This window comes from Bradyrhizobium sp. BR13661 (assembly GCF_029892425.1).
Taxonomy (GTDB): Bacteria; Pseudomonadota; Alphaproteobacteria; order Rhizobiales; family Xanthobacteraceae; genus Bradyrhizobium.
In genome coordinates this window covers 139,604-160,682 of record NZ_JARXWB010000015.1, presented here as the reverse complement: position 1 = coordinate 160,682, position 21,079 = coordinate 139,604, and the positions used below count along the sequence as shown (strand labels likewise).

22 protein-coding genes and 1 riboswitch are annotated in these 21,079 nt (G+C 63.7%); of the genes, 13 read left to right on the top strand and 9 right to left on the bottom strand.

The window, feature by feature from the left end:
- Positions 1-8 precede the first annotated feature (8 nt).
- Complete coding sequence (locus M2427_RS24285) at positions 9-365, top strand: carboxymuconolactone decarboxylase family protein (RefSeq protein WP_280709271.1); 357 nt, start codon at positions 9-11, stop codon at positions 363-365.
- A 58-nt stretch (positions 366-423) separates the two neighbouring features.
- On the opposite strand, the gene M2427_RS24280 is transcribed toward M2427_RS24285, so the two are convergent.
- Positions 424-750: a hypothetical protein gene (locus M2427_RS24280; RefSeq protein WP_280709270.1), complete on the bottom strand. Its 327-nt coding sequence runs from the start codon at positions 748-750 to the stop codon at positions 424-426.
- Positions 751-863: 113 nt separating this feature from the next.
- Entirely contained in the window at positions 864-1,268 is a 405-nt protein-coding gene (locus M2427_RS24275; RefSeq protein ID WP_280709269.1) for a hypothetical protein, read from the bottom strand.
- 155 nt (positions 1,269-1,423) lie between these two features.
- On the opposite strand from M2427_RS24275, the gene M2427_RS24270 reads away from it, so the two are divergent.
- Both M2427_RS24270 and M2427_RS24265 read left to right on the top strand, forming a co-directional pair.
- Positions 1,424-1,660 (top strand): hypothetical protein, encoded by a 237-nt coding sequence (locus tag M2427_RS24270; protein WP_280709268.1) that lies wholly within the window; start codon positions 1,424-1,426, stop codon positions 1,658-1,660.
- 10 nt (positions 1,661-1,670) lie between these two features.
- The gene (locus tag M2427_RS24265; RefSeq protein WP_280709267.1) at positions 1,671-3,701 is read left to right on the top strand and encodes a pyrroloquinoline quinone-dependent dehydrogenase; all 2,031 of its coding nucleotides are present in this window, start codon (positions 1,671-1,673) and stop codon (positions 3,699-3,701) included.
- Between the two features lie 44 nt (positions 3,702-3,745).
- Here M2427_RS24265 and M2427_RS24260 read toward each other — a convergent pair whose 3' ends face one another.
- Positions 3,746-4,069, bottom strand: a complete 324-nt coding sequence (locus M2427_RS24260; protein ID WP_280709266.1) for a PilZ domain-containing protein — start codon at positions 4,067-4,069, stop codon at positions 3,746-3,748.
- 98 nt (positions 4,070-4,167) lie between these two features.
- On the opposite strand from M2427_RS24260, the gene M2427_RS24255 reads away from it, so the two are divergent.
- Positions 4,168-4,461 carry an HdeA/HdeB family chaperone gene (locus tag M2427_RS24255; RefSeq protein ID WP_280709264.1) on the top strand — a complete coding sequence of 98 codons (294 nt, stop codon included), beginning with the start codon at positions 4,168-4,170 and terminating at the stop codon, positions 4,459-4,461.
- A 155-nt stretch (positions 4,462-4,616) separates the two neighbouring features.
- On the opposite strand, the gene M2427_RS24250 is transcribed toward M2427_RS24255, so the two are convergent.
- Positions 4,617-5,081 carry a PaaI family thioesterase gene (locus M2427_RS24250; protein ID WP_212241079.1) on the bottom strand — a complete coding sequence of 155 codons (465 nt, stop codon included), beginning with the start codon at positions 5,079-5,081 and terminating at the stop codon, positions 4,617-4,619.
- Between the two features lie 317 nt (positions 5,082-5,398).
- Between M2427_RS24250 and M2427_RS24245 the strand changes: the two genes are divergently transcribed.
- Positions 5,399-5,713 carry a hypothetical protein gene (locus tag M2427_RS24245; RefSeq protein ID WP_280709262.1) on the top strand — a complete coding sequence of 105 codons (315 nt, stop codon included), beginning with the start codon at positions 5,399-5,401 and terminating at the stop codon, positions 5,711-5,713.
- A 97-nt stretch (positions 5,714-5,810) separates the two neighbouring features.
- On the top strand, positions 5,811-6,065 hold the full coding sequence (locus M2427_RS24240) for a hypothetical protein (protein ID WP_280709261.1): 255 nt from the start codon (positions 5,811-5,813) through the stop codon (positions 6,063-6,065).
- Positions 6,066-6,122: 57 nt separating this feature from the next.
- Here the strand turns inward: M2427_RS24240 and M2427_RS24235 are convergent, their stop codons facing one another.
- Positions 6,123-6,311, bottom strand: coding sequence for a hypothetical protein (locus M2427_RS24235; protein WP_280709260.1), 189 nt, complete (start codon positions 6,309-6,311; stop codon positions 6,123-6,125).
- Between the two features lie 1,092 nt (positions 6,312-7,403).
- Between M2427_RS24235 and M2427_RS24230 the strand changes: the two genes are divergently transcribed.
- From M2427_RS24230 to M2427_RS24210, 5 genes are all read left to right on the top strand, one after another.
- A complete protein-coding gene (locus tag M2427_RS24230) occupies positions 7,404-7,583 on the top strand; it encodes a hypothetical protein (protein ID WP_280709259.1) in 180 nt (59 codons plus the stop codon).
- Positions 7,584-7,914: 331 nt separating this feature from the next.
- Complete coding sequence (gene recA / locus M2427_RS24225) at positions 7,915-9,003, top strand: recombinase RecA (RefSeq protein WP_280709258.1); 1,089 nt, start codon at positions 7,915-7,917, stop codon at positions 9,001-9,003.
- A gap of 104 nt (positions 9,004-9,107) precedes the next feature.
- A complete protein-coding gene (locus tag M2427_RS24220; RefSeq protein WP_280709256.1) occupies positions 9,108-10,091 on the top strand; it encodes a hypothetical protein in 984 nt (327 codons plus the stop codon).
- An 82-nt stretch (positions 10,092-10,173) separates the two neighbouring features.
- A complete protein-coding gene (locus tag M2427_RS24215) occupies positions 10,174-10,440 on the top strand; it encodes a hypothetical protein (protein WP_280709254.1) in 267 nt (88 codons plus the stop codon).
- A gap of 289 nt (positions 10,441-10,729) precedes the next feature.
- Positions 10,730-11,380 (top strand): glutathione S-transferase, encoded by a 651-nt coding sequence (locus tag M2427_RS24210; protein WP_280709253.1) that lies wholly within the window; start codon positions 10,730-10,732, stop codon positions 11,378-11,380.
- A gap of 227 nt (positions 11,381-11,607) precedes the next feature.
- On the opposite strand, the gene gcvP is transcribed toward M2427_RS24210, so the two are convergent.
- The 3 genes from gcvP to gcvT are packed head-to-tail and all read right to left on the bottom strand — an operon-like array spanning position 11,608 to position 16,021.
- Entirely contained in the window at positions 11,608-14,475 is a 2,868-nt protein-coding gene (gene gcvP, locus M2427_RS24205) for an aminomethyl-transferring glycine dehydrogenase (protein WP_280709252.1), read from the bottom strand.
- Between the two features lie 17 nt (positions 14,476-14,492).
- On the bottom strand, positions 14,493-14,861 hold the full coding sequence (gene gcvH / locus M2427_RS24200; RefSeq protein WP_280709250.1) for a glycine cleavage system protein GcvH: 369 nt from the start codon (positions 14,859-14,861) through the stop codon (positions 14,493-14,495).
- A gap of 11 nt (positions 14,862-14,872) precedes the next feature.
- On the bottom strand, positions 14,873-16,021 hold the full coding sequence (gcvT, locus tag M2427_RS24195; protein ID WP_280709249.1) for a glycine cleavage system aminomethyltransferase GcvT: 1,149 nt from the start codon (positions 16,019-16,021) through the stop codon (positions 14,873-14,875).
- A gap of 145 nt (positions 16,022-16,166) precedes the next feature.
- Positions 16,167-16,255, bottom strand: a riboswitch (glycine riboswitch).
- Between the two features lie 310 nt (positions 16,256-16,565).
- Here gcvT and alaS point away from each other — a divergent pair.
- Together alaS and M2427_RS24185 are read left to right on the top strand one after the other, a co-directional pair.
- Positions 16,566-19,259, top strand: coding sequence for an alanine--tRNA ligase (gene alaS / locus M2427_RS24190; RefSeq protein ID WP_280709248.1), 2,694 nt, complete (start codon positions 16,566-16,568; stop codon positions 19,257-19,259).
- Positions 19,260-19,265: 6 nt separating this feature from the next.
- Positions 19,266-20,492: a cyclic nucleotide-gated ion channel gene (locus M2427_RS24185; protein ID WP_280709247.1), complete on the top strand. Its 1,227-nt coding sequence runs from the start codon at positions 19,266-19,268 to the stop codon at positions 20,490-20,492.
- A gap of 3 nt (positions 20,493-20,495) precedes the next feature.
- Here M2427_RS24185 and M2427_RS24180 read toward each other — a convergent pair whose 3' ends face one another.
- Complete coding sequence (locus M2427_RS24180; RefSeq protein ID WP_280709246.1) at positions 20,496-20,996, bottom strand: DUF3455 domain-containing protein; 501 nt, start codon at positions 20,994-20,996, stop codon at positions 20,496-20,498.
- Positions 20,997-21,079 lie beyond the last annotated feature (83 nt).

Sequence of the window (21,079 nt, the reverse complement as noted above, 5' to 3'; positions counted from 1 at the left end):
AGGGTCCGATGGACAAAGACTACGTCGATATCACCAGGAATATCTCAGCCAACCTGATGAAGCTGCGCAATGACATCCCCGATACGATGAAGGGATTTACCGCGCTTGCCCAAGCTGCCACGCGCGACGGTGCGCTGGACAAGAAGACCAAGGAGCTGATTGCGCTCGCGCTCGGCGTTGCCGCGCATTGCGACGGTTGCATCGGCTTTCACACCGAGGCACTCGTCAAGCTCTCTGCGACGCGTGAAGAGGTCGAGGAAGCGCTTGGTATGGCTGTCTACATGGGTGGCGGCCCATCGCTGATGTACGCCGCGGACGCGATCGCGGCCTACGAGCAGTTCCAGCAGCAGGCGGTTGCTGCCTGACGCGGGCGAACGGGACCGGCGAGTAGTCTCGTCCGGTCCCATGCTTCAATTGTGCCGCTTACCAGCGGTCGCCCACACCGACGCCCACGCTGACGCCGGGCGCCCGAATGCCGACGCCGGCGCGTGGACCATCGTCCCAGTCGCGATAGGTGCGGCGTTCGTAATAGCGATCGCGCGGCCAGGCTGCATAGGAGTCGCGCACGATCACGCGCGCGCCGCCATGGGTGCGATAGCAATTGCCGGCGTCATCGCAGACGAGCCGGACCTGCTGAACGAGATCGGGGCTGGTGTATTCGCTGGTTGTGTAGAGATCCGCGGCCTTCGCGCTGCTCGCCGCAGCGAGAGTTCCGACACCGGCCAGCAGTGCAATCGTGAGTGTCCTCATCCTCTCCTCCTCCGAAACTGCCCTCGGCGGTAACAAGAATGGGAGGCGACGATCGTTCCGGAAAAATGACAGGTTTTTCCCGGAACCGGATCATCGTATGGCGCGATCCATCTTCAGATCGGCTCGTAAGCTTCCGAGCCGCAGATGTCATCGGCTTCCGCGCGCCGTCGGTCGATGACCTTTCCGTCGTTGATCGTCACGATGTAGGTCTGGGTGCCCAGCGCCGAGCCCGTGGCGGAGGTGAGTTGCGCGCGGACGCAAGCCGTCCAGCCCGGTCCGCGGGCCTCGTGATGAGGCAGGGCGACCACCACTTCGCGCGGATAGGATGTGTTGAGGAAGACCACATCGATCTGCTCGCGGACCACGCGCCTCACATCCGGCGGCGGTTCGGGCGGTGGCTGTTCGACCTCCTTGATGCGCATGAACTCGGGCACCGGCGCGCGGCTGTCGGCAAAGCCGCACGCGCCAAGCGCGAGGGCGCAGGCAACCAGTGCCACATGAGCAACAATCCGCAACATTCGTGAAGGTCCCCTTGCGGGCCAACAGATAGGCGCGAATTCGGCGGCACGAAGTCCTGCCCGATCAAACTTTGCTGAAGGGCTGGAGGTCGCCACCTTTGCTATTATCGGACGGCAGGCTAATTTGTGCCCCGGGACGAGGGGGGATCGCACCGATGCGGATTTTTGTCATAGCAGCTGCGGTGCTGGTGCTGACGGTCACTTCAGCGCAAGCGCAGATGGGTGGAGGCGGCCGGCGCCAGCCCAACGAAAGCGGCCAGAAGCCGGACAGCAAGCCAAAGGTCGACGAGAAGGCCTACAAGGCCGCGCTTGAGCGCATTCCCGAGTCCAAGGAAAAGTATGATCCGTGGAGTGGGGCGCGTCCGAGCGAGCCGGCCAAGAAGCAGAAATAGAGCAAGGCGGATGGCGGCGCGGCTGCGATGTCTGCTCGGTCTCGTCCTGCTGCTCGCGGCGCGGCCATGCCTCGCCTGGGAGAGCTGGGGCGGCGATCCCGGCGGTTCGCGCTTTTCGCCTTTGCACGCTATCACGCCCGACACTGTCAGTCAGCTCATTCGTGCGTTCGAATTCCACACCGGCGATCTCACGGCGCGGCCGCCGGACGTGATGCGGCGAACCAAGTTCGAGGCGACGCCGTTGTTTGTCGAGGACAGCCTGATCTTTTGCTCGCCCTTCAACGAAGTGATCGCACTCGACCCCGGCACGGGCGCGCAAAAGTGGCGCTACGATCCGAAGATCGCGACCAACCAGCGTCCGGCAAATCGCTATGTCTGCCGTGGTGTCACGCACTGGGTCGACAATTCTGCGCCACAGGGAGCCGCTTGCCGCTCGCGGATCTTCATGGGGACCAACGATGTCCGCCTGATCGCGCTTGATGCGAAGACAGGCCTTCCCTGCGCGGACTTCGGCAAAGGCGGCGAAATCAAGCTCGATATCGGGATGCCGCTGGAATGGCCGGGCGAATTCCAGATCACCTCGCCACCGGTGGTTGGCCGCGGTGTCATCGTTGTCGGTTCGTCGATCGGCGACAACCGTCGTGTCGACGCGCCAAGCGGCGTCGTGCGCGCGTTCGACGCGCGCAGTGGTGCGCCGCGCTGGACCTTCGAGCCGCTCAAGCACGAGGGCATCGAAGCCGGACACGGCAATGTCTGGGCAGCGATGTCGGTGGACGAGGCGCGAGGTCTGGTGTTTCTGCCGACATCATCGCCATCGCCGGATTTCTGGGGTGGCAAGCGGCCCGGCAACAACGAGCACGCCAATTCCGTCGTCGCGCTGCGGATCGAGACCGGCGAGCTCGTCTGGGCTTTCCAGACCGTGCATCACGACGTCTGGGATTACGATCTGCCGGCGCAGCCGACGCTCGCGCGTATCGACACCGGTGAGGGCCAGCGCGACGTCGTGATCCAGCCGACCAAACACGGTTTTGTCTTCGTGCTCGATCGCGACACCGGCAAGCCGGTTTGGCCGGTCGAGGAGCGTAGCGTTCCGCAAGGTGGCGCCGAGGGCGAACGACTTTCGCCGACGCAGCCATTCCCGACTCATGTGCCGGCGCTGACATCGCAGACGATATCGACCGACGATGCGTTCTCGCTGCTGCCTTTCTTGCGCCACTCGTCCTGTGAACGGCAATTCGCGGAAGCTCGCAACGAAGGGCTGTTCACGCCGCCATCGACGCAAGGCACGCTCGAGTTTCCGTTCACTGGCGGTGGCGTCAACTGGGGCAGTGCGGCATTCGATCCGGTCCACCAGATCCTCTACGCCAACACCAGCCGCGCCGTTCATCTCATCAAGCTGATCCCGCGCGCCGATGCCGCCCGATTCAATCCGCCGCCGGGTCATGATTTCGGCCAGCAGAAAGGTGCGCCGTTTGCGATGTCGCGTTCGGTGATGAAGTCGCCACTCGGGCTGCTCTGCAACAAGCCGCCCTGGGGCGAAATGGTCGCGGTCGATCTCAAGGCCGGCAAGGTGCTCTGGCGTTCGATCGTCGGCACGACCGAGGATGTGGCGCCGCTCGGCGTGCCGTTTCCCTTTGGCGCGCCGCTGGTCAACGGGCTCGCCGTGACCGCGGGCGGTGTCGTCTTCACCGGTGCGCTGGACGCTTATCTGCGCGCCTTCGATGCGCGCAGCGGACAAGAGCTGTGGCAGGGACGATTGCCGGTGCCCGGCGTCGCCAATCCCATGACCTATGTCTGGAAGGGCGAGCAATATGTCGCGATCGGCGCCGGCGGGCATTCCGAAGCCGGCACCTCGATCGGCGACAGTCTCGTGGCGTTTCGTCTGGCGCGTCCGGGCGAGGCGCCGTCATTGTGGTCGCGCACGATCGATCGCCCCGGCGGACGATTTTTTGCAACAGCGTCGGCGATCGCGCTTGTCATCGTCGCGCTGGTGGTCGCGGCGCTTCGATGGCGTCGACGGCGTCGTATCACACAATTATAATCGTGTTGTGGATGCGATACGAATGATCGTTCACATCGCGCGCATTACTGCACGAATGCAAGGCCGATGCGCTTGTCGCTGCGCCAGACCGCGCGACAATTGCGTACAAAATTGTCACGCGTGATCGAAAGCTTGAACGATTGCGGCAGTGTGACTGATGTGTCGAGATCGACGGCCGCGCCGCCATCCGACATGTTTCGCACGGTGCACGCGATTCCCCTGTTTTCAAAGGTGATCGTGCCGCCTTTGAAAACCCGGTGACGCTGCGCTGCACGCTTTTCGATCATCCGCGTTAATCCATCTGATGATTGTGAAAATAGCGCATAGAAATTGCATTGATCTAAACTCAATACTGGCGCTACTTGCACTGCGCTTCAGACTTCGTTTACGACGTTGATGCGGCGAGTCACTAAAGTTTAGCCCGCAAGCCCTTCCTTTATGGCGTTCCGCGCCGATGGAGATTCCGATGAAGACCAAGCTTTCGCTTCTGTTCGCCGCAGCGCTTTCGCTGTCGTCCGTGCCCGCCCATGCCACCAAGCTCGATCTCGCGACCATGAGCTGCAAGCAGTTCCTCGAGAGCGGCGACGACACCATCAAGATGGTGCTGACCTGGATGGACGGCTGGTACAAGGGCGACGAGGACAACGCGATCATCGACACCGAGGTGTTCGTCGAGAACGCCAAGAAGTTCGGCACCTATTGCGGCACCAACCCGAACGTCAGCATCGTCACCGCGGCCGACGAAGTCCTCGGCAAGTAAATTCGGAACAAGTAAATTCGGAACGAGTAAATTCGAAAAGCAGGCTGATCGAGGCGCGATCGCGATCCCGCCTCGGGCTTTCACTCCGGCATGATCATCGTCGGGAGCCGCGGTGCGCTTTGCGCGCACGCGGCTCTCTTCGTTTCGGATGATGCTCAGCCGGGCAGCATCGCGAAAGCGCTCGACACCATCGCGACCTGCTTGTTGTCGCTGGCGGAGAGCAGGGTGACACGGCCAAAGCTCATGGTGCGTCCAAGCCGCACCACGCGCGCATCCGCCAGCACGTCCGACGAGGACACCGCGCGCATGAAATGCGTGGTCTGGTCGACCGTCGTCATCGGGCGATAGCCCCTGTTGGCGGCAAGGTTCGCGATCACCATTGCGGTGTCGGCCAGTGCCATCAGGGCCTGGCCGCAGACAACGCCGCCATTGCGGCACAGCCGCTCCGAGAACGGCATGCGAAGCAGCGCGCCCGGCTGCCAGTCCGGCGCATCCGCAGGCGGCATGTGCTCGATGCGCTCGACGGACAGGCTGAGATCCTGGACCCAGGGCGCGAAGACCTCGCCGAGGATGCGTCTGGCGTCTGCGATGCCGAACTCGGCGTCTGGCTGCGATGGCATTGCTGTCGTTCCCTCCCGTGTTGCCGGATGTGTCACCCATTCTGCCGGCTTGGGGGCGGCAAAGTCACTGGGCCGTCGGCTTGAAAATGCCTGACTTGGCCCGATATGATGCCACGCTTGGGAACGGGTGGATGATGTTGCGTCGATGTGTCCTGGTCTTTTGCCTGGCCGCGCTCGGTCTGGCGCTGGGCGGTTGCACCAGGTGCGGCCCGATCTGGGACGACTGGTTGCAAGGGCCGAAATCGTGCAGATCGGATCGGCTCTAGCGGGCCGAAGCTGCGCCCGGCGCGGCTATCGATGAAATCGAGGAGTGAGTGATGAAGCTTTTTCGTATGGCCGCGGTGCTGACGGTGCTGGCCGGACCGGCCTTCGCGCAGGAATCGCCCCATATCAATCTGATGGCGGATGGGCCTTCCAAGACCGAAGACGAGAAGGCCGCCGATGCCGCGCGCGAAAAGGCCTACAAGGATACGTTGAAGAAGATTCCGGACGCCAAGGCGGCCAACGATCCCTGGGGCGGATTGCGCGCCGACCCGCCCAAGCAGCCCGCGCCGAAAGCCGCGGCCGCCTCCGGCGCGCCCAAGAAGCCCAGGGCTGGCACGGCTGGCACGGCCGGTACCGCCGCCAATTGACGCCTGGTCCGGAGGTGCGTGATGCCTCCGACAGGACTCCCCTTCGCCGGATATGGATCCTACATTCCCTCGCAGTGTTGCGTTGAGGAGGCAGGATATGGCGGATCGCCCGCGGGACCTCGCCGAGCGGATGGCGCGCCGGCGCAAGCCGGCCGCTGGATCCGGCGCCAGGGCCGCCGACGGCTATCTGCGCGAGAGCTTCACCCTGCCGCGGGCCGCGGCCCGGGCAAGGGCCCAAGCCTTTTTCGCGCGCTATCCGAAGGCCGGCTACATGAGCGAAGTCGAGACCTGGCGCGAATTGCCGGATGGCGACATCGAATTCACCATGCGGCGGTTGCCCACCGCCGACTAGCTCTCGGTCCGGCGTCTCGAGCGGGCCCGAGTCAGGCGGCCTTGTTAGGCCGTTGTGTCAGGCCGTCTTGCGCCCGATGGCCTTCAATTCCCGATCGATGCGCAATTGCACGCGACGGATCGCCAGAAGGTCGATCTTCGTCTCGGTCTTGCCGGTCTTGGTTTCGTCGCCGATCCGGAACTGCCACTGCCAGATGCCGGGGATCGACGTCTTTGCAACCGTGAACTCAACGCCCCTGTGATTCATGGTGACCTCCACGATTCACCTTGCCATGTCCGGAAACATGTTGGGCGTCGTATTATTCCATCGACAAGCAAAAATTGCTGTTAAGTCGAGGATAGTTCATCGGAATTCAGCAATCGCGCGCAGTTCGAAACAAGCGAAATCCGATTCCGAAAGTGGATGTGCGTGCCGGGTGGCTGCCCTGGCCAGGAACTCCGTTCATGACGGGAGAACCACGGAGCCTGCGAACACTGCGGCACGGCTGGCGAACTTGCGGCACTGACGATGTGCGCATCCGCGTCGCGGAAAGAAAAACCCCGCCAGGGGAGAGCCGGGCGGGGCAAGAGGTTATTGGAGGCTGAGGTGCTGGGCTGCAACACCATAGCGGGATGACCGTAGCCCCCTCGGCTTACGACAACCTGACACGACGGATCGGTCGGGATCGGATCGTGTGGAGATCCGGCCCGGGCCGCGGCCGAAAACAGAAAACCCCGCTCGGGCAGAGCGGGGTTGACTGGGTATGGAGGCCCGGTGTTGGTCCACCAGGCAGGCGCGACGCTAGAGCATCCGGCTTACAGGCGCCTTACGCGAACTTGTGCGAGGCTTGCGGCAACATCGAGAACCGCGCTGCCGTCCCAATTCAGACATCCCCCCGCACAACTTCAGACACAACACTTGGCGACACTTTGCGGGCACGGCGAAGCCTTGGGGACAGAAGCCTTCGGGATAGAAGCCTTGGGGGATACAAGGCGCGCCGATCGCGGGGTGGCATCATGGACAAGGTAGAGCGGTCATTTGCCGCCGCGACGGCGGCTGGCTTCGTGGTGTTGGTGATCGGGGTCGTGCTGCTGGCGCTGATGTAGCGGCACGCCCAAACGCGAAAACAACCCCATGCACAGTAGGCAAGTGCTTGTTTTGCATTTTATTTTCCCTGGGGCCGCCTGAGGCGCCCGGATCTCGTCCGGCAAGCATCGGGGAACCATGCATCGGCGAACGATGGTCGCGCGTCCTTGATGCGCATCGGCTGCAGCGGAAAAAGCGCGCCTCACGATGTGCGGAGGGAAGGCGAGGCGGCTGCGTCCCATGCTATCGTCCTGTGTCGCACGGGAGATGGCCATGGGTTTCTGGCTGTTCGTCATCGTCTCGATTGGATCGATCCCGCTCGCAGGCGCGATGGCGCGCGAGCGCAACAGGTCGCCGGGGAGGTGGTTGTGGATCGCCGCCGCGGTCGGTCCGCTGGCGCCTGTGGCGCTGCTGATTCTCGGGGATGCGAAGAGGCCGGCCTCCGCCAATTGAGGCGTCTCACTTCTTGGGTGGCGTCACGTACCAATGCAGTGTCAGAAGGACTCCGATCGCCCCTGACAGGGCGTCGAGAATCGCCAGTGTGATCGTGTACTCGCGGAACCGCCTGGCGCGCCCTGTCTGAATAATAATCATCTCTCAAAGATACACGCTCTGGTCGCCAAGGGCAGAGCCAATTTCAGGGAAGGGATTGCCCGACAGCGCCAAATTCCACAAAAGAACATATTGCGAACTGAGAACAAATAGTGTACATTGTTTTTATCGACGACCCGCCGCGCAATCGTTTGTCCCGCACCCGAATCCTCGCCATAAGGAGCACGACCCAATGTCCACTACTGCCCTGCGTATCGTCGAAGGATCTTCCATGGACAAGAGTAAAGCTCTCGCCGCCGCGCTCTCCCAGATCGAGCGCCAGTTCGGCAAGGGCTCGGTGATGAGGCTCGGCAAGAACGACCGTTCGATGGATGTCGAGGCGGTCTCCTCCGGTTCGCTCGGGCTCGATATCGCGCTCGGCATCGGCGGTCTGCCGAAGGGACGTGTCGTCGAAATCTACGGGCCGGAATCCTCGGGCAAGACCACGCTGGCGCTGCACACGGTCGCGGAAGGGCAGAAGAAGGGCGGCATCTGCGCCTTCATCGACGCCGAACACGCGCTCGACCCGGTCTATGCCCGCAAGCTCGGCGTGAATATCGACGAGCTCCTGATCTCTCAGCCGGACACCGGCGAGCAGGCGCTGGAAATCTGCGACACGCTGGTGCGCTCGGGTGCGGTCGACGTTCTGGTGGTCGATTCGGTTGCGGCGCTGGTGCCGAAGGCCGAGCTCGAGGGCGAGATGGGCGATGCGCTGCCGGGTCTCCAGGCCCGTCTGATGAGCCAGGCGCTGCGCAAGCTGACGGCCTCCATCAACAAGTCCAACACCATGGTGATCTTCATCAACCAGATCCGCATGAAGATCGGTGTGATGTATGGCTCGCCGGAAACCACGACCGGCGGTAACGCTCTGAAATTCTACGCCTCCGTCCGCCTCGACATCCGCCGCATCGGCGCGATCAAGGAGCGCGACGAAGTGGTCGGCAACACCACGCGTGTGAAGGTGGTGAAGAACAAGCTGGCGCCGCCCTTCAAGCAGGTCGAGTTCGACATCATGTACGGCGAGGGCGTCTCCAAGATGGGCGAGATCCTCGATCTCGGCGTCAAGGCCGGCATCGTGGAAAAATCCGGCGCCTGGTTCTCCTATGACAGCCAGCGTCTCGGCCAGGGCCGCGAGAACTCGAAGGCGTTCCTGAAGGCCAACCCCGACATCACCGCCAAGATCGAGACCTCGATTCGCCAGAACTCCGGCCTGATCGCCGAGCAGATTTTGGCCGGCGCCCCCGAGCGCGACGCCGACGGCGAAGAGCCCGCGGACGAGTAGGCCTCGAGTAAAGATTTTCGCGAGGAGCGGGCGCTGATGACGTTGAGTTGCCGACGTCGTCAGTGCCCGTTTCTTTTTGCGCGTTGTGGTGATCGGGTGGCGTGATGAAGCGTCTGATCTTGACCAGTGCGGCCGGCGCCGATCTCGCCAAATCGAAGCTTGCCGAGATTGTCGTTCTCTTCTTTTTTCGTTTCACGTCCGGGCCGTTGCCTTCGCCCGACTATCTCGCAGCCTATTTCGGGGCGCAGGGGATGCTCAGGCCGGGCGATCACTGGTCGGACTGGGGTACGATCTGGCCCCCCAAGTTCAAGGAACTCAGGAAACTGCCCTTCGCCGATTTTTGCGAGCGCTATGACGAGATCGAGCTTTGGTTCGACCCGAGCCCAGGCGATCAACTGCAGCTGATCTGGCTACGCGACTATCTCGCCTCATGCCCCCAGCTGCTGAAAAAACTCAGGCTGCGCTTGCTCGCATTCGATTTATTTGATGTGAGAGACAAAGTCTCCAAAGGCTCGACGTCGCATATTCGTATGGTGGATGTTCAGGCCGGTGAACTCGAGACCGCCAGAATGGCGTGGCGGGCGTATCGCGCGCCCACGCCAGAGGCCTGCGTCAATCTACTTCACAGCGATCTGAGCGCCTTGTTGATGCTGCGACCGGCATGGCAAGAGCTGCTGGCAGAGCTACCGTCACCCTCGACGGGTCTTGGTGCGACCGAGATGCGACTCCTCGAGCTACTTTCCAGAGGATTCGCAAATACGAACTCTCTGTTTCATCTGCGCTCGCTGCGGTGCACGTTTGTGTTTGGCGAATTCGATTTGGGTTCGCTGCTGGAGGGGCTCGCACTCGGCCCCAGGCCAGCAGTGGCGGGTTTGGGCGAGGAACTACGCACAATCGACCCCAAGAATCTGGGAGCCCGGCACGAGGTCTATCTCCGCAGCCGGCTGTCGTTGACGGAGTTCGGCAAGGCTGTCCTGGCTCATCAGGAAGATTTCAGTCGCCACAATCCGATCGATCGCTGGTGGGGCGGCACGCATCTGACCAACGACCGGCTGTGGTGCTACGGCGCTGCTTTGACGAAACCTTGAGACCTCGGGCATGACACGGCTCATTGTCACGACAGACTCGTCCATCGCCGGCGCCATTCAACGAGCGGGCATCGCCGACCTCGTGATTGCGATCGAGCGCCGGCTCGTTTGGGGACAATTGCCATCGGATGCGGAGCTCGACGCGTTCTTCGCGCCGCGTACGACGCAGCCTCGAGGCCTTCACTGGCTCGACGATACGCCGCCCTGGCGACTCGAAAAATCTGATGTGAAGGACCGCGGCTTGATCGAATTTTCCGTGGAATACGACTCGATCGAATTGTGGATCAAGCAAGAGCCAAATGCGCATTTGCTTTTGCTCTGGCGCGAAGCGCAAAACCGCTCGGCGTAACCCACCTCTGTTCGTCACCGCGGAAATAGAAGCGGTGGGTTACGCGAGCGGACTGCGCTTTGCGCGGCCGCCTGCTAACCCCTACGCGACCGCCGCCCGCGGCTTACTCCGCGGCTTGCGTGTAATCGCTCACCGGCGGGCAGGAGCACACGAGATTGCGATCGCCATGGACGTTGTCGAGGCGGCCATCGGGCAAAGGAGACCACGGAGCTGTTGCAACTTGTGGCGTCAATTCATTTCTGCTTACTTCCGCTCTCTAGGGCGATGTCTCCACTGATGTCTACGCCAAATGCTCACCGTTTACGGACGTAAATCGTCATTCAACTTGCAGAAGGTTATGTGGCTGGTCGGTGAACTCGGCATCGCGCACAAGCATGTCGAACTGGGCGGCTCGTTCGGGGGTCTCGATACGGCCGAATTCCTGGCCATGAACCCGCATGGCCGCGTTCCCGTGATTGATGACTCTGGCGTCGTCGTCTGGGAGTCGTACGCCATCTTGAGGTATCTTGCGGCCAAATATTCTTCCGAAACGTCGTTCTGGCCGACGAATCAGGCTGAGCGCGCGAAGGCGGATCAATGGATGGACTGGTCGCAAACCGCGTTGCAGCCAGCATTCCTCGTTGGCGTATTTTGGGGCTGGTACAGGACGCCCGAAGCGCAGCGCAATCTGGCTGCGGTCGACAAAGCTCTGGAACAAACCAGTCGTTATCTGAAGCACGTCGACCATCAGTTGAAAGGCAGGTCTTTCATGCTGGGAGACCGCCTGTCACTCGCCGATATTCCGATCGGGACCCATCTCTACCGCTACCTCAATCTCGACCTTCCGCGCCCCAACTTGCCGAATGTCGAGCGCTGGTATGAGCGGCTGCAATCGAGGTCCGCCTACCGTGAGCACGTGTGCGTACCTTTCGACGAGCTCTATGGCCGGCTTGATTTTTGATTTCTACATCGCGGCGTGTGTTCGAGGGAGGGGATACCCATGGTAGTCCTCACATGCCGCGAACAAGACCGTAGGGTGGGTTAGCCCTGCGACCGCTCAAAGCGCAGTTCGCCCGGGCGTAACCCACCTCTGTTCGTCTCCGTCGAAGCAGAAGTGGTGGGTTACGCGAGCGGACTGCGCTTCGCGCGGCTGCCCGCTAACCCACCCTACGAAGCCCCCGCCGCGTCTTACTCCGCGGCTTGCGCGTAATCGCTCACCGGCGGGCACGAGCACACCAAATTGCGATCGCCATAGACGTTGTCGACGCGGCCGACCGGGCACCAATATTTGTCGGTGCGCGAGACGCCTGATGGGAAGCAGCCTTCGCTGCGGGCGTAGGCGCGTTTCCAGTCGTCGTCGGCGATGTCGTGCACGGTGTGCGGGGCGTGACGCAGCGGCGATGCCTCGATCTTGAAGCGGCCGGCCTCGACCTCGGCGATCTCCTTCCGGATCGCGATCATGGCATCACAAAAACGATCCAGCTCCGCCTTGGATTCCGACTCGGTCGGCTCGATCATCAGCGTGCCCGGCACCGGAAAACTCATGGTCGGGGCGTGGAAGCCGTAATCGATCAGGCGTTTTGCGATGTCGTCCACCGTCACACCCGACGTCGCCTTCAGCGGACGGGGATCGACGATGCACTCATGCGCGACGCGGCCCTTCTCGTTCCTGTAGAGCACCGGGAAGTGCGCGTCGAGCTTTGCTGCGATGTAATTGGCATTGAGGATCGCGATCTCGGTGGCGCGCTTCAAGCCTTCGCCGCCCATCATCAGGATGTAGATGTAGGAGATGGTGAGGATCGATGCCGAGCCGAACGGCGCGGCCGAGACCGGGCCAACCGGAGCATCCGCCTTCGTTGCGGGATGTCCGGGCAGGAACGGCGCGAGATGCGCCTTGACGCCGATCGGGCCCATGCCGGGGCCGCCGCCGCCATGCGGAATGCAGAAGGTCTTGTGCAGATTGAGATGGCTGACATCGGCGCCGTAATCGCCGGGCCTGCTGAGGCCGACCTGCGCGTTGAGGTTGGCGCCGTCGAGATAGACCTGGCCGCGATGGCCATGCACGATGTCGCAGATCTCGCGGATATGCTCCTCGAACACGCCATGGGTCGAGGGATAGGTGATCATGACCGCGGCAAGGTCGTTCGAATGCTTTTCCGCCTTGTCGCGGAGATCATTGACGTCGACGTCGCCGTTGGCTTCGCAGGCGACCACCACCACGTCCATGCCGACCATCGCGGCCGAGGCCGGGTTGGTGCCGTGGGCGGAGGAGGGGATCAGGCAGATTTTTCGGTGGGTCTCGCCGCGCGCCGCATGGTAGCCACGAATGGCAAGAAGCCCGGCATATTCGCCCTGCGCACCCGAATTCGGCTGCAGCGAGATCGCGTCATAGCCGGTGATGTCGCACAGCCATTTTTCCAGCCGCGCGAACAGCGCGTGATAGCCGGCGGCCTGCTCGCGCGGGGCGAACGGATGCAGACTGCCGAACTCCGGCCAGGTCAGCGGCATCATCTCCGTGGTCGCGTTCAGCTTCATGGTGCAGGAGCCGAGCGGAATCATCGCGCGATCGAGCGCGAGGTCGCGGTCTGAGAGCTTGCGCATGTAGCGCAGCATCTCGGTCTCCGAGCGATGCGCGTGGAACACCGGGTGAGTCAGGTACGCGGTCGTGCGTTTCAGCGCCTCCGGCAGCGCCTCGCGCGTGGTGGCGTCGATCTCGGCGTAGGAAAGCTGGCCGCCGAAGGCGCGCCAGACGGCTTCGACCGTCGCTGACGTCGTGGCTTCGTCGAGCGCGATGCGCAAGCTCGTTTCGCCGACACCGAGATTGATCCTCTCGGCAGTCGCGCGGGCGATGATCTCGGCTCGCTCAGTGCCGGCATCGACGCTGATCGTGTCGAAGAAGGCTTCAGATTGCGGCGCGAAGCCGAGCTTGCGCAGGCCCGCGGCAAGCACGGCGGCGCGGCGATGCACATTGCGCGCGATCTGCGCGAGGCCCTCGGGGCCGTGATAGACTGCATACATCGCCGCGATCACGGCGAGCAGCACCTGCGCGGTGCAGATGTTGGAGGTCGCCTTCTCGCGGCGGATGTGCTGCTCGCGGGTCTGCAGCGCGAGGCGATAGGCAGGCGCGCCGCGGGAGTCGACGCTGAGGCCAACGATGCGGCCGGGCAGCGAGCGCTTCAGCGCATCGCGCACCGCCATGTAGGCAGCATGCGGCCCGCCATAGCCCATCGGCACGCCGAAGCGCTGCGCGGATCCAACAGCGATGTCGGCGCCGAGCTCGCCAGGCGAGGCGAGCAGCGTCAGGGCCAGCAGGTCCGCGGCAACGATCGCGAGCGCACCCTTGGCCTTCAGCGACGCGATCGCAGGCCTGAGGTCACGCACCGCACCGGAAGTGCCCGGATATTGCAGCAGCGCGCCGAGCACGTCCGCCTTGTCGAGATCGGTGAGGGGATCGCCGACGACCAGATTCCAGCCGAGCGGCTCGGCGCGGGTGCGCATCACGGCCAGCGTCTGCGGATGCACGTCCTTGTCGACGAAGAAGGCCTTGGCCTCGACCTTCGAATGCCGCTCGGCGAGCGCCATGGCTTCGGCCGCAGCGGTGGCCTCATCGAGCAGCGAGGCGTTGGCGACGTCGAGCCCGGTGAGATCGCAGATCATGGTCTGGAAGTTGAACAGCGCTTCCAGACGCCCTTGGCTGATCTCGGGCTGATACGGCGTATACGCCGTGTACCAGGCCGGGTTCTCCAGGATGTTGCGCTGGATCACCGCCGGCAAAATCGTGCCGGAATAGCCTTGGCCGATCAGCGAGGTGAAGACCTGGTTTTGACGCGCGAGCTCGGCCATGTGCGCGATGGCCTCGGTCTCGCTCAGGGGCTTGCCGAGATCGAGCGGGGCTGCCTGCCGGATCGAGGCGGGCAGCGTTTCCGCCATCAGGGCGTCGACGCTCTTGGCGCCGACGGTCTCGAGCATTGCGGTGACATCGCGCGCCGAGGGGCCGATGTGGCGGCGAACGAAACTGGCGGCGGCCTCGCCGCTGGATTTACGGTGCGCAGTCATCGCTTGCTCCATCGTCTTCACGCCGTATGTGCCTTGTAGGCGGCTTCATCCATGAGGCCGCCAAGCTCGCTCTTGTCGGCAATTTTCATCTTGAAGAACCAGGCCGCGGCTTGCGCGTCCGAGTTCACCAGTGCAGGCTCGGCGGCAAGCGCATCGTTGGTCTCGAGCACTTCGCCGGAGATCGGCGCGTAGACGTCGGAGGCGGCCTTCACCGATTCCACGACGGCGGCAGCTTCCGCCTTCTTCAGGGTGCGGCCGACCTTCGGCAGTTCGACGAACACGACGTCGCCGAGCTGCGACTGCGCGTAATCGGTGATGCCGACCGTGGCGACATCGCCGTCGATCGCGAGCCATTCATGGTCGGAGGTGTACAGCGTCGTGGTCATTGTCTCAGTCCTCAGCGTTTGTAGGTGTTCTTCACGAAGGGCATGGCGGCGACGGTGAGGGGCAGGCGTTGCCCGCGCACTTCCGCAAACAGTTTTGTGTCGAGCGCGCTCAAGGCAGTGGGCACGTAGCCCATCGCGACAGGCGCATTCAGGCTCGGGCCGAAGCCGCCCGAGGTGACCTTTCCGATCGGCTCGCCAGCCGTCGCGTCCGCAAACAGCAGCGCGCCCTCGCGCACCGGTGCGCGGCCTTCAGCGCGCAGGCCGACGCGGCGGCGGGATGCGCCGTGATCGAAGTGAGCGAGAATTTTTTCGGCACCGGGAAAACCGCCGGCGCGGGCGCCGCCGGTGCGGCGGCTCTTCTGCACCGACCATTCCAGCGCGGCCTCGACCGGCGTGGTCCCGGTGTCGATGTCGTGGCCGTAGAGACAGAGGCCCGCTTCCAGCCGCAAACTGTCGCGGGCGCCAAGACCGATCGGCATGACGTCGGGGTTTTCGAGCAGCGTCTTCGAAAGACGCTCGGTGTCCGCAGCGGGAACAGAGATTTCAAAACCGTCCTCGCCGGTGTAGCCCGAGCGCGAGACGAAGCAGGCGAGGCCGGCAACCCTGTGCGGGCCGGCATCCATGAACTTCATGGACGGCGCTTCTGCACATAATTTCGCCAGTGCTGCCTCGGCCTTCGGGCCCTGTAATGCGATCAGCGCGCGATCAGCGAGCGAATCGATGACGCAGGTGTCGGAGAGATGTGCGCGCAGATGCGCTTCGTCCTCAGCCTTGCAGGCGGCATTGACCACGAGAAACAGGTGATCGCCGAAATTGGCGACCATGAGATCATCGAGGATCCCGCCATCTTCATTGGTGAACTGGGCGTAGCGCTGCCGTCCCGGCGCGATCGCCACGATATCCTGCGGCACCAGCCGCTCCAGCGCGCGGGCGGCGTCCTCGATCCTCCCCGACTTCGGCCGGAGCGCGAGCTGGCCCATATGGGAGACGTCGAACAGGCCGGCTTGGATGCGAGTATGAAGATGCTCTTTCAGCACGCCCGCAGGGTACTGCACGGGCATGTCGTAGCCCGCGAACGGCACCATCTTGCCGCCAAGCGACACGTGCAGGTCGTAGAGAGGGGTACGTTTCAGGGAATCTTTATCGTCACGCACGGACATTACAGGGGCCCTCGGCGGTTCCCGGGGATGATTCCCCGGAAGTAACCCATCGAAGCCCCATCTGTCGCTGTGCCTGAGAGTATTATCCCGTCGGCGGACGCAGTCCGGGCCTTAAGCCCGTCGGCGCCTCTTTCCAGATGTCGTCAAAGCCACGCGGTCCTTTTGCCTGAGAGTTTCCGGGGCGGTTGCTCCTTCGGCGCCGGCAATGAAGCCGGTCTCTCCCGACGTGGCCGTACGATACAGATGGGTAAAGACCACAGGCCGGCCAAGCCTGTCAACGCGCCCTTTTCGGCTTTCCAAAGGGATTGCGCGGCTGCGGCAACGCTTTGATCTTCTTGCACAGTTTCTGGACAGCGAGACTGGCCTTGTCTAAAAGCGCTTTGGCCCGCAGATATCAGCCCAAATCACCGGTTTGGCTGGCAAATTAGCGGGTCCTAAAGCGCGATAAGTCATCGCGCTTTAGCTCTTTGTTTGAGCATGATCTTTCCGGAAAACCGCTTCACACTTTTCCGGATCATGCTCTAGCACACCCGATTGGATGAACATGAGCGGCGTCAACGAGATCAGGTCGACCTTTCTGAACTTCTTTGCCGAGAACGGCCACGAGATCGTGTCGTCCTCTCCATTGGTGCCGCGCAACGACCCGACGTTGATGTTCACCAATGCCGGCATGGTGCAGTTCAAGAACGTCTTCACCGGCGTCGAGAAGCGGACCTATCAGCGCGCCACCACGTCGCAGAAATGCGTGCGCGCCGGCGGCAAGCACAACGACCTCGACAATGTCGGCTACACCGCGCGCCATCTCACCTTCTTCGAGATGCTCGGCAACTTCTCGTTCGGCGACTATTTCAAGGAGCGCGCGATCGAGCTTGCCTGGAAGCTCATCACCAAGGATTTCGGGCTGAAGAAGGACAAGCTGCTCGTCACCGTCTACCACACCGACGACGAGGCGGCCGGGCTCTGGAAGAAGATCGCCGGCTTCTCCGAAGACCGCATCATCCGCATCCCGACATCGGACAATTTCTGGGCGATGGGCGATACCGGTCCGTGCGGCCCGTGCTCGGAAATCTTCATCGACCGCGGCGATCACATCTGGGGCGGCCCTCCGGGCTCGCCGGAAGAGGACGGCGACCGCTTCCTCGAATTCTGGAATCTCGTGTTCATGCAATATGAGCAGGTGACGAAGGAGGAGCGCGTGGATCTGCCGCGTCCCTCGATCGACACCGGCATGGGCCTCGAGCGCATGGCCTGCATCATGCAGGGCGTCGACAGCGTGTTCGAGACCGACCTGTTCCGTCACCTGATCGACGCGACGTCGTCCGCGCTAGGCCACGGGCCGACCGAGCAGACCGTCGCCTCGTTCCGCGTCATCGCCGACCATTTGCGTTCGTCCGCCTTCCTGGTCGCCGACGGCGTGCTGCCCTCGAACGAGGGCCGCGGCTATGTGCTGCGCCGGATCATGCGCCGCGCGATGCGCCATGCGCAGCTCTTGGGCGCGAAAGAGCCGCTGATGCATCGCCTGGTCTGGGCGCTGGTCCGCGAGATGGGCCAAGCCTATCCTGATTTGATGCGCGCGGAAAACCTGATCGAGGAAACGCTGCGGCTGGAAGAGACCCGCTTCCGCAAGACTCTGGTGCGTGGCCTCGCCATTCTCGACGAGAAGTCGGCGTCCTTGAAGAAGGGCGACATGTTCGACGGCGACGTCGCCTTCACGCTGTACGACACTTACGGTTTCCCGCTGGACCTGACGCAGGACGCGCTGAAGTCGCGCGGCATCGGCGTCGACCAGGCCTCGTTCACCGACGCGATGGAGCGGCAGAAGGCCAAGGCGCGCGAGTCCTGGAAGGGATCTGGCGAGGCGGCCTCTGAGGCGATCTGGTTCCCGCTGCGCGAGAAGCTCGGGGCGACGGAATTTTTGGGCTACGAGACCGAGAGCGCGGAAGGCGTGGTCTCCGCGCTGGTGAAGGACGGCGCGGAAGTAGCTCACCTCAAGGCCGGCGACACCGGCGCGATCCTGCTGAACCAGACGCCGTTCTACGCGGAGTCAGGCGGCCAGGTCGGCGACACCGGCGTGTTGACGGGCGAGGGCGGGATAAAATTCCGTGTCACCGATACGCAGAAGAAGCTCGGCGATTTCTTCGTGCATGTCGGCACCGTCGAGAGCGGCGAATTGAAGGTCGGCACCGCGCTGCAGCTCGAGGTCGATCATTCCAGGCGCTCGTCGATCCGCGCGCATCACTCGGCGACGCATCTCATTCACGAGGCGTTGCGCCAGGTGCTCGGCGATCACATCGCCCAGCGCGGCTCGATGGTGGCGCCGGACCGGCTGCGCTTCGACTTCGTGCATCCGAAGCCGATCACGGCGGAGGAGCTCGCCCGCGTCGAGGACATCGCCAACGACGTGGTGCTGGAAAACGACGAGGTCACCACCCGCGTGATGGGCGTTGACGAGGCCCGTGAGGCCGGTGCGCGCGCGCTGTTCGGCGAGAAATATGGCGACGAGGTTCGCGTCGTCTCGATGGGCAAGACCGCGCGCGAGCGCGGCGCCAACGCGCTCGGCTGGTCGGTCGAGCTCTGCGGCGGCACGCATGTGCGGCGCACCGGCGATATCGGCCTGATCACGCTGACCGGCGAGAGCGCGGTCGCTTCCGGCGTGCGCCGCATCGAGGCGCTCACCGGCAACTACGCGCGCCGGCATGCCAACGAGACCATGGCGCTGGCGAAGACTGCGGCCGCCGAATTGCGCACCTCCATCGACGACGTCCCGGCGCGCATCACCGCGCTGATGGAGGAGCGCAAGAAGCTCGAGCGCGAGCTCTCCGACGCCCGCAAGAAGCTCGCGATGGGCGGCGGCTCTGCTGCCGGCGATGGCTCAGCGAGCGGCGTGCGCGAGGTCGGCGGCGTCAAGCTGATGGCGCGCGCGGTCGAAGGCATCGAGATGAAGGATCTCAAGAGCCTCGCCGACGAGGCCAAGAAGCAGATCGGCTCCGGCGTCGTCGCCATCATCGGCGTCACCGAGGACGGCAAGGCCGGTGTCGTGGTCGGCGTCACCGCCGATCTCACCGCGCGCTTCAATGCGGTGAATTTGGTGCGCGTCGCCTCCGAAGCCCTCGGCGGCAAGGGCGGCGGCGGCCGGCCCGACATGGCGCAGGCCGGCGGCCCCGACGGCGCCAAGGCGTCCGAAGCGCTGGCGGCGATCGAACAAGCCATCCTCGAACAAAAAGCGGCGGGCGCGTAAGTCGCCATGCGCCCCGTTCCGCAAGGACGTGGCTCATCCGATCCCAATCTGAGGGATCGGCTCTACGAATTGCTGGAGCACGATCCGCTGGCCTACTCGATCGGGTCGCGGTTCATCCAGCTGGTCGTCAGCGTCATCGTGCTCGACGTGGTCGCGATGACGCTCGCCTCGGTGCCGGAGCTGGACGCGCAGTTCGGCACGTTGTTCTCGGCGATCAAGATCCTGGCCGTCATCGTGTTCGCGCTGGAATATGCCGCGCGGCTCTGGACGGTGGCGGGCCACACGCCGCGCAAGGGCTCGGCGCTGTCAGACCGGCTCGGCTACGTCTTCTCGGCGCTCGGCATCATCGACCTGATGGCGTTCCTGCCGGCGGCGATCGTGCTGGTCACGGGGCGGCATGCGACGCTCGCCGCGCTCGGCGTGCTGCCGTTCTTCAAGCTGATACGATATTCGCCGGCGATGCGCTCGCTGCTGGCCGCCGTCCATGCCGAGCGGCGCGCGCTGATCGGCTGCCTCGTCATCCTCACCGGCGCGGTGCTGACCTTCGCCTCGCTGCTCTACGCGATCGAGCGCGACGTGCAGCCGGACAAGCTCGGCACCATTCCGGATGCGATGTGGTGGGCGATCGTGACGCTCGGCACCGTCGGCTATGGCGACGTCGTGCCGGTGACGCCGCTTGGAAAATTCATTTCGGTGTTTGCCATCATCAGCGGCTTCGCCATGATCGCGCTGCCGGTCGCGATCATCTCCTCGGCGTTCGCGGAAGAAGTGAAGCGGCGCGACTTCGTCGTGACCTGGGGCATGCTGGCCCGCGTGCCGCTGTTCGCGCATCTGTCGGCAGGTGAGATCGCCGACATCATGCGGCTCCTGCGGGCGCGCACCATCGAGCAGGGCGAAGTGCTGGTACGGCGAGGCGATGCGGCGTCATCGATGTATTTCATCACCGCGGGCGAGGTCGAGATCATGCTGCCGAGCCAGCATGTGCGGCTCGGCGACGGCACCTTCTTCGGCGAGATCGCGCTGCTACATAAGACGAAGCGCAGCGGCACGGTGACGGCGATGCGCAAGACCCGGCTGCTCGTTCTCGACGTCCAGGATTTTCACGCCCTGATCGCGCGCATGCCGACGCTCGCCGAGCACGTCCATACCACCGCCAAGGCGCGGCTCGCCGACACCGGCGATCTCGCGGCGGCAGAGCTTGCGCAGGCGGAGCCTGAGGGCACCGACCGCTGAGCGTCAGCCTTTCCGGAGGAAAATGTAGTCGGCCGAGTAGGGCGCGCTCTTGAAGTCGCCGGCCTTGTCGCAGGCGCCGTCGAGCTTGCCGCCATGGGTGTTGATGCGCTGGACGGTGGTCACAGGCGTCAGCACGCCGCTGCCGCGGCGGGAGGCGACCTCCAGCTTCAGCCAGGGGATATCGGCAGACGTGGCGCCCGGCGCGTTGCCGATGGCCTTGCCGACCACCGCGCTGCCGTCGGCGTGCTCCCAGTTCGGCCCCGCATAGTGGCGGCCGATGGTCTTGCCCTCGGAGAGCAGCGTCGCAATCGGCTCGAGGAAAGCCCAGGTGAGCTTGCCGTCGGCGCCAGCCTTGCATTCATAGACCTGCGCGCCCTCGGCGTGGACGCTGAGCACGACGCTCTCGCCTGATGCGGCGATGGCGTCCGGAAGCTCCGCAGCCGCTGCAGGTCCAATCATGGCTGCAAGTGACAACAGGCAGGGGGCAGCGAACTTGACGAACATGGTGGGTCTCCGCGAAGGGCTCTCATAAAACGAATGGGCCGCACCTGAGCGCGGCCCATCATGATGTTTAACCCCGATCGGGC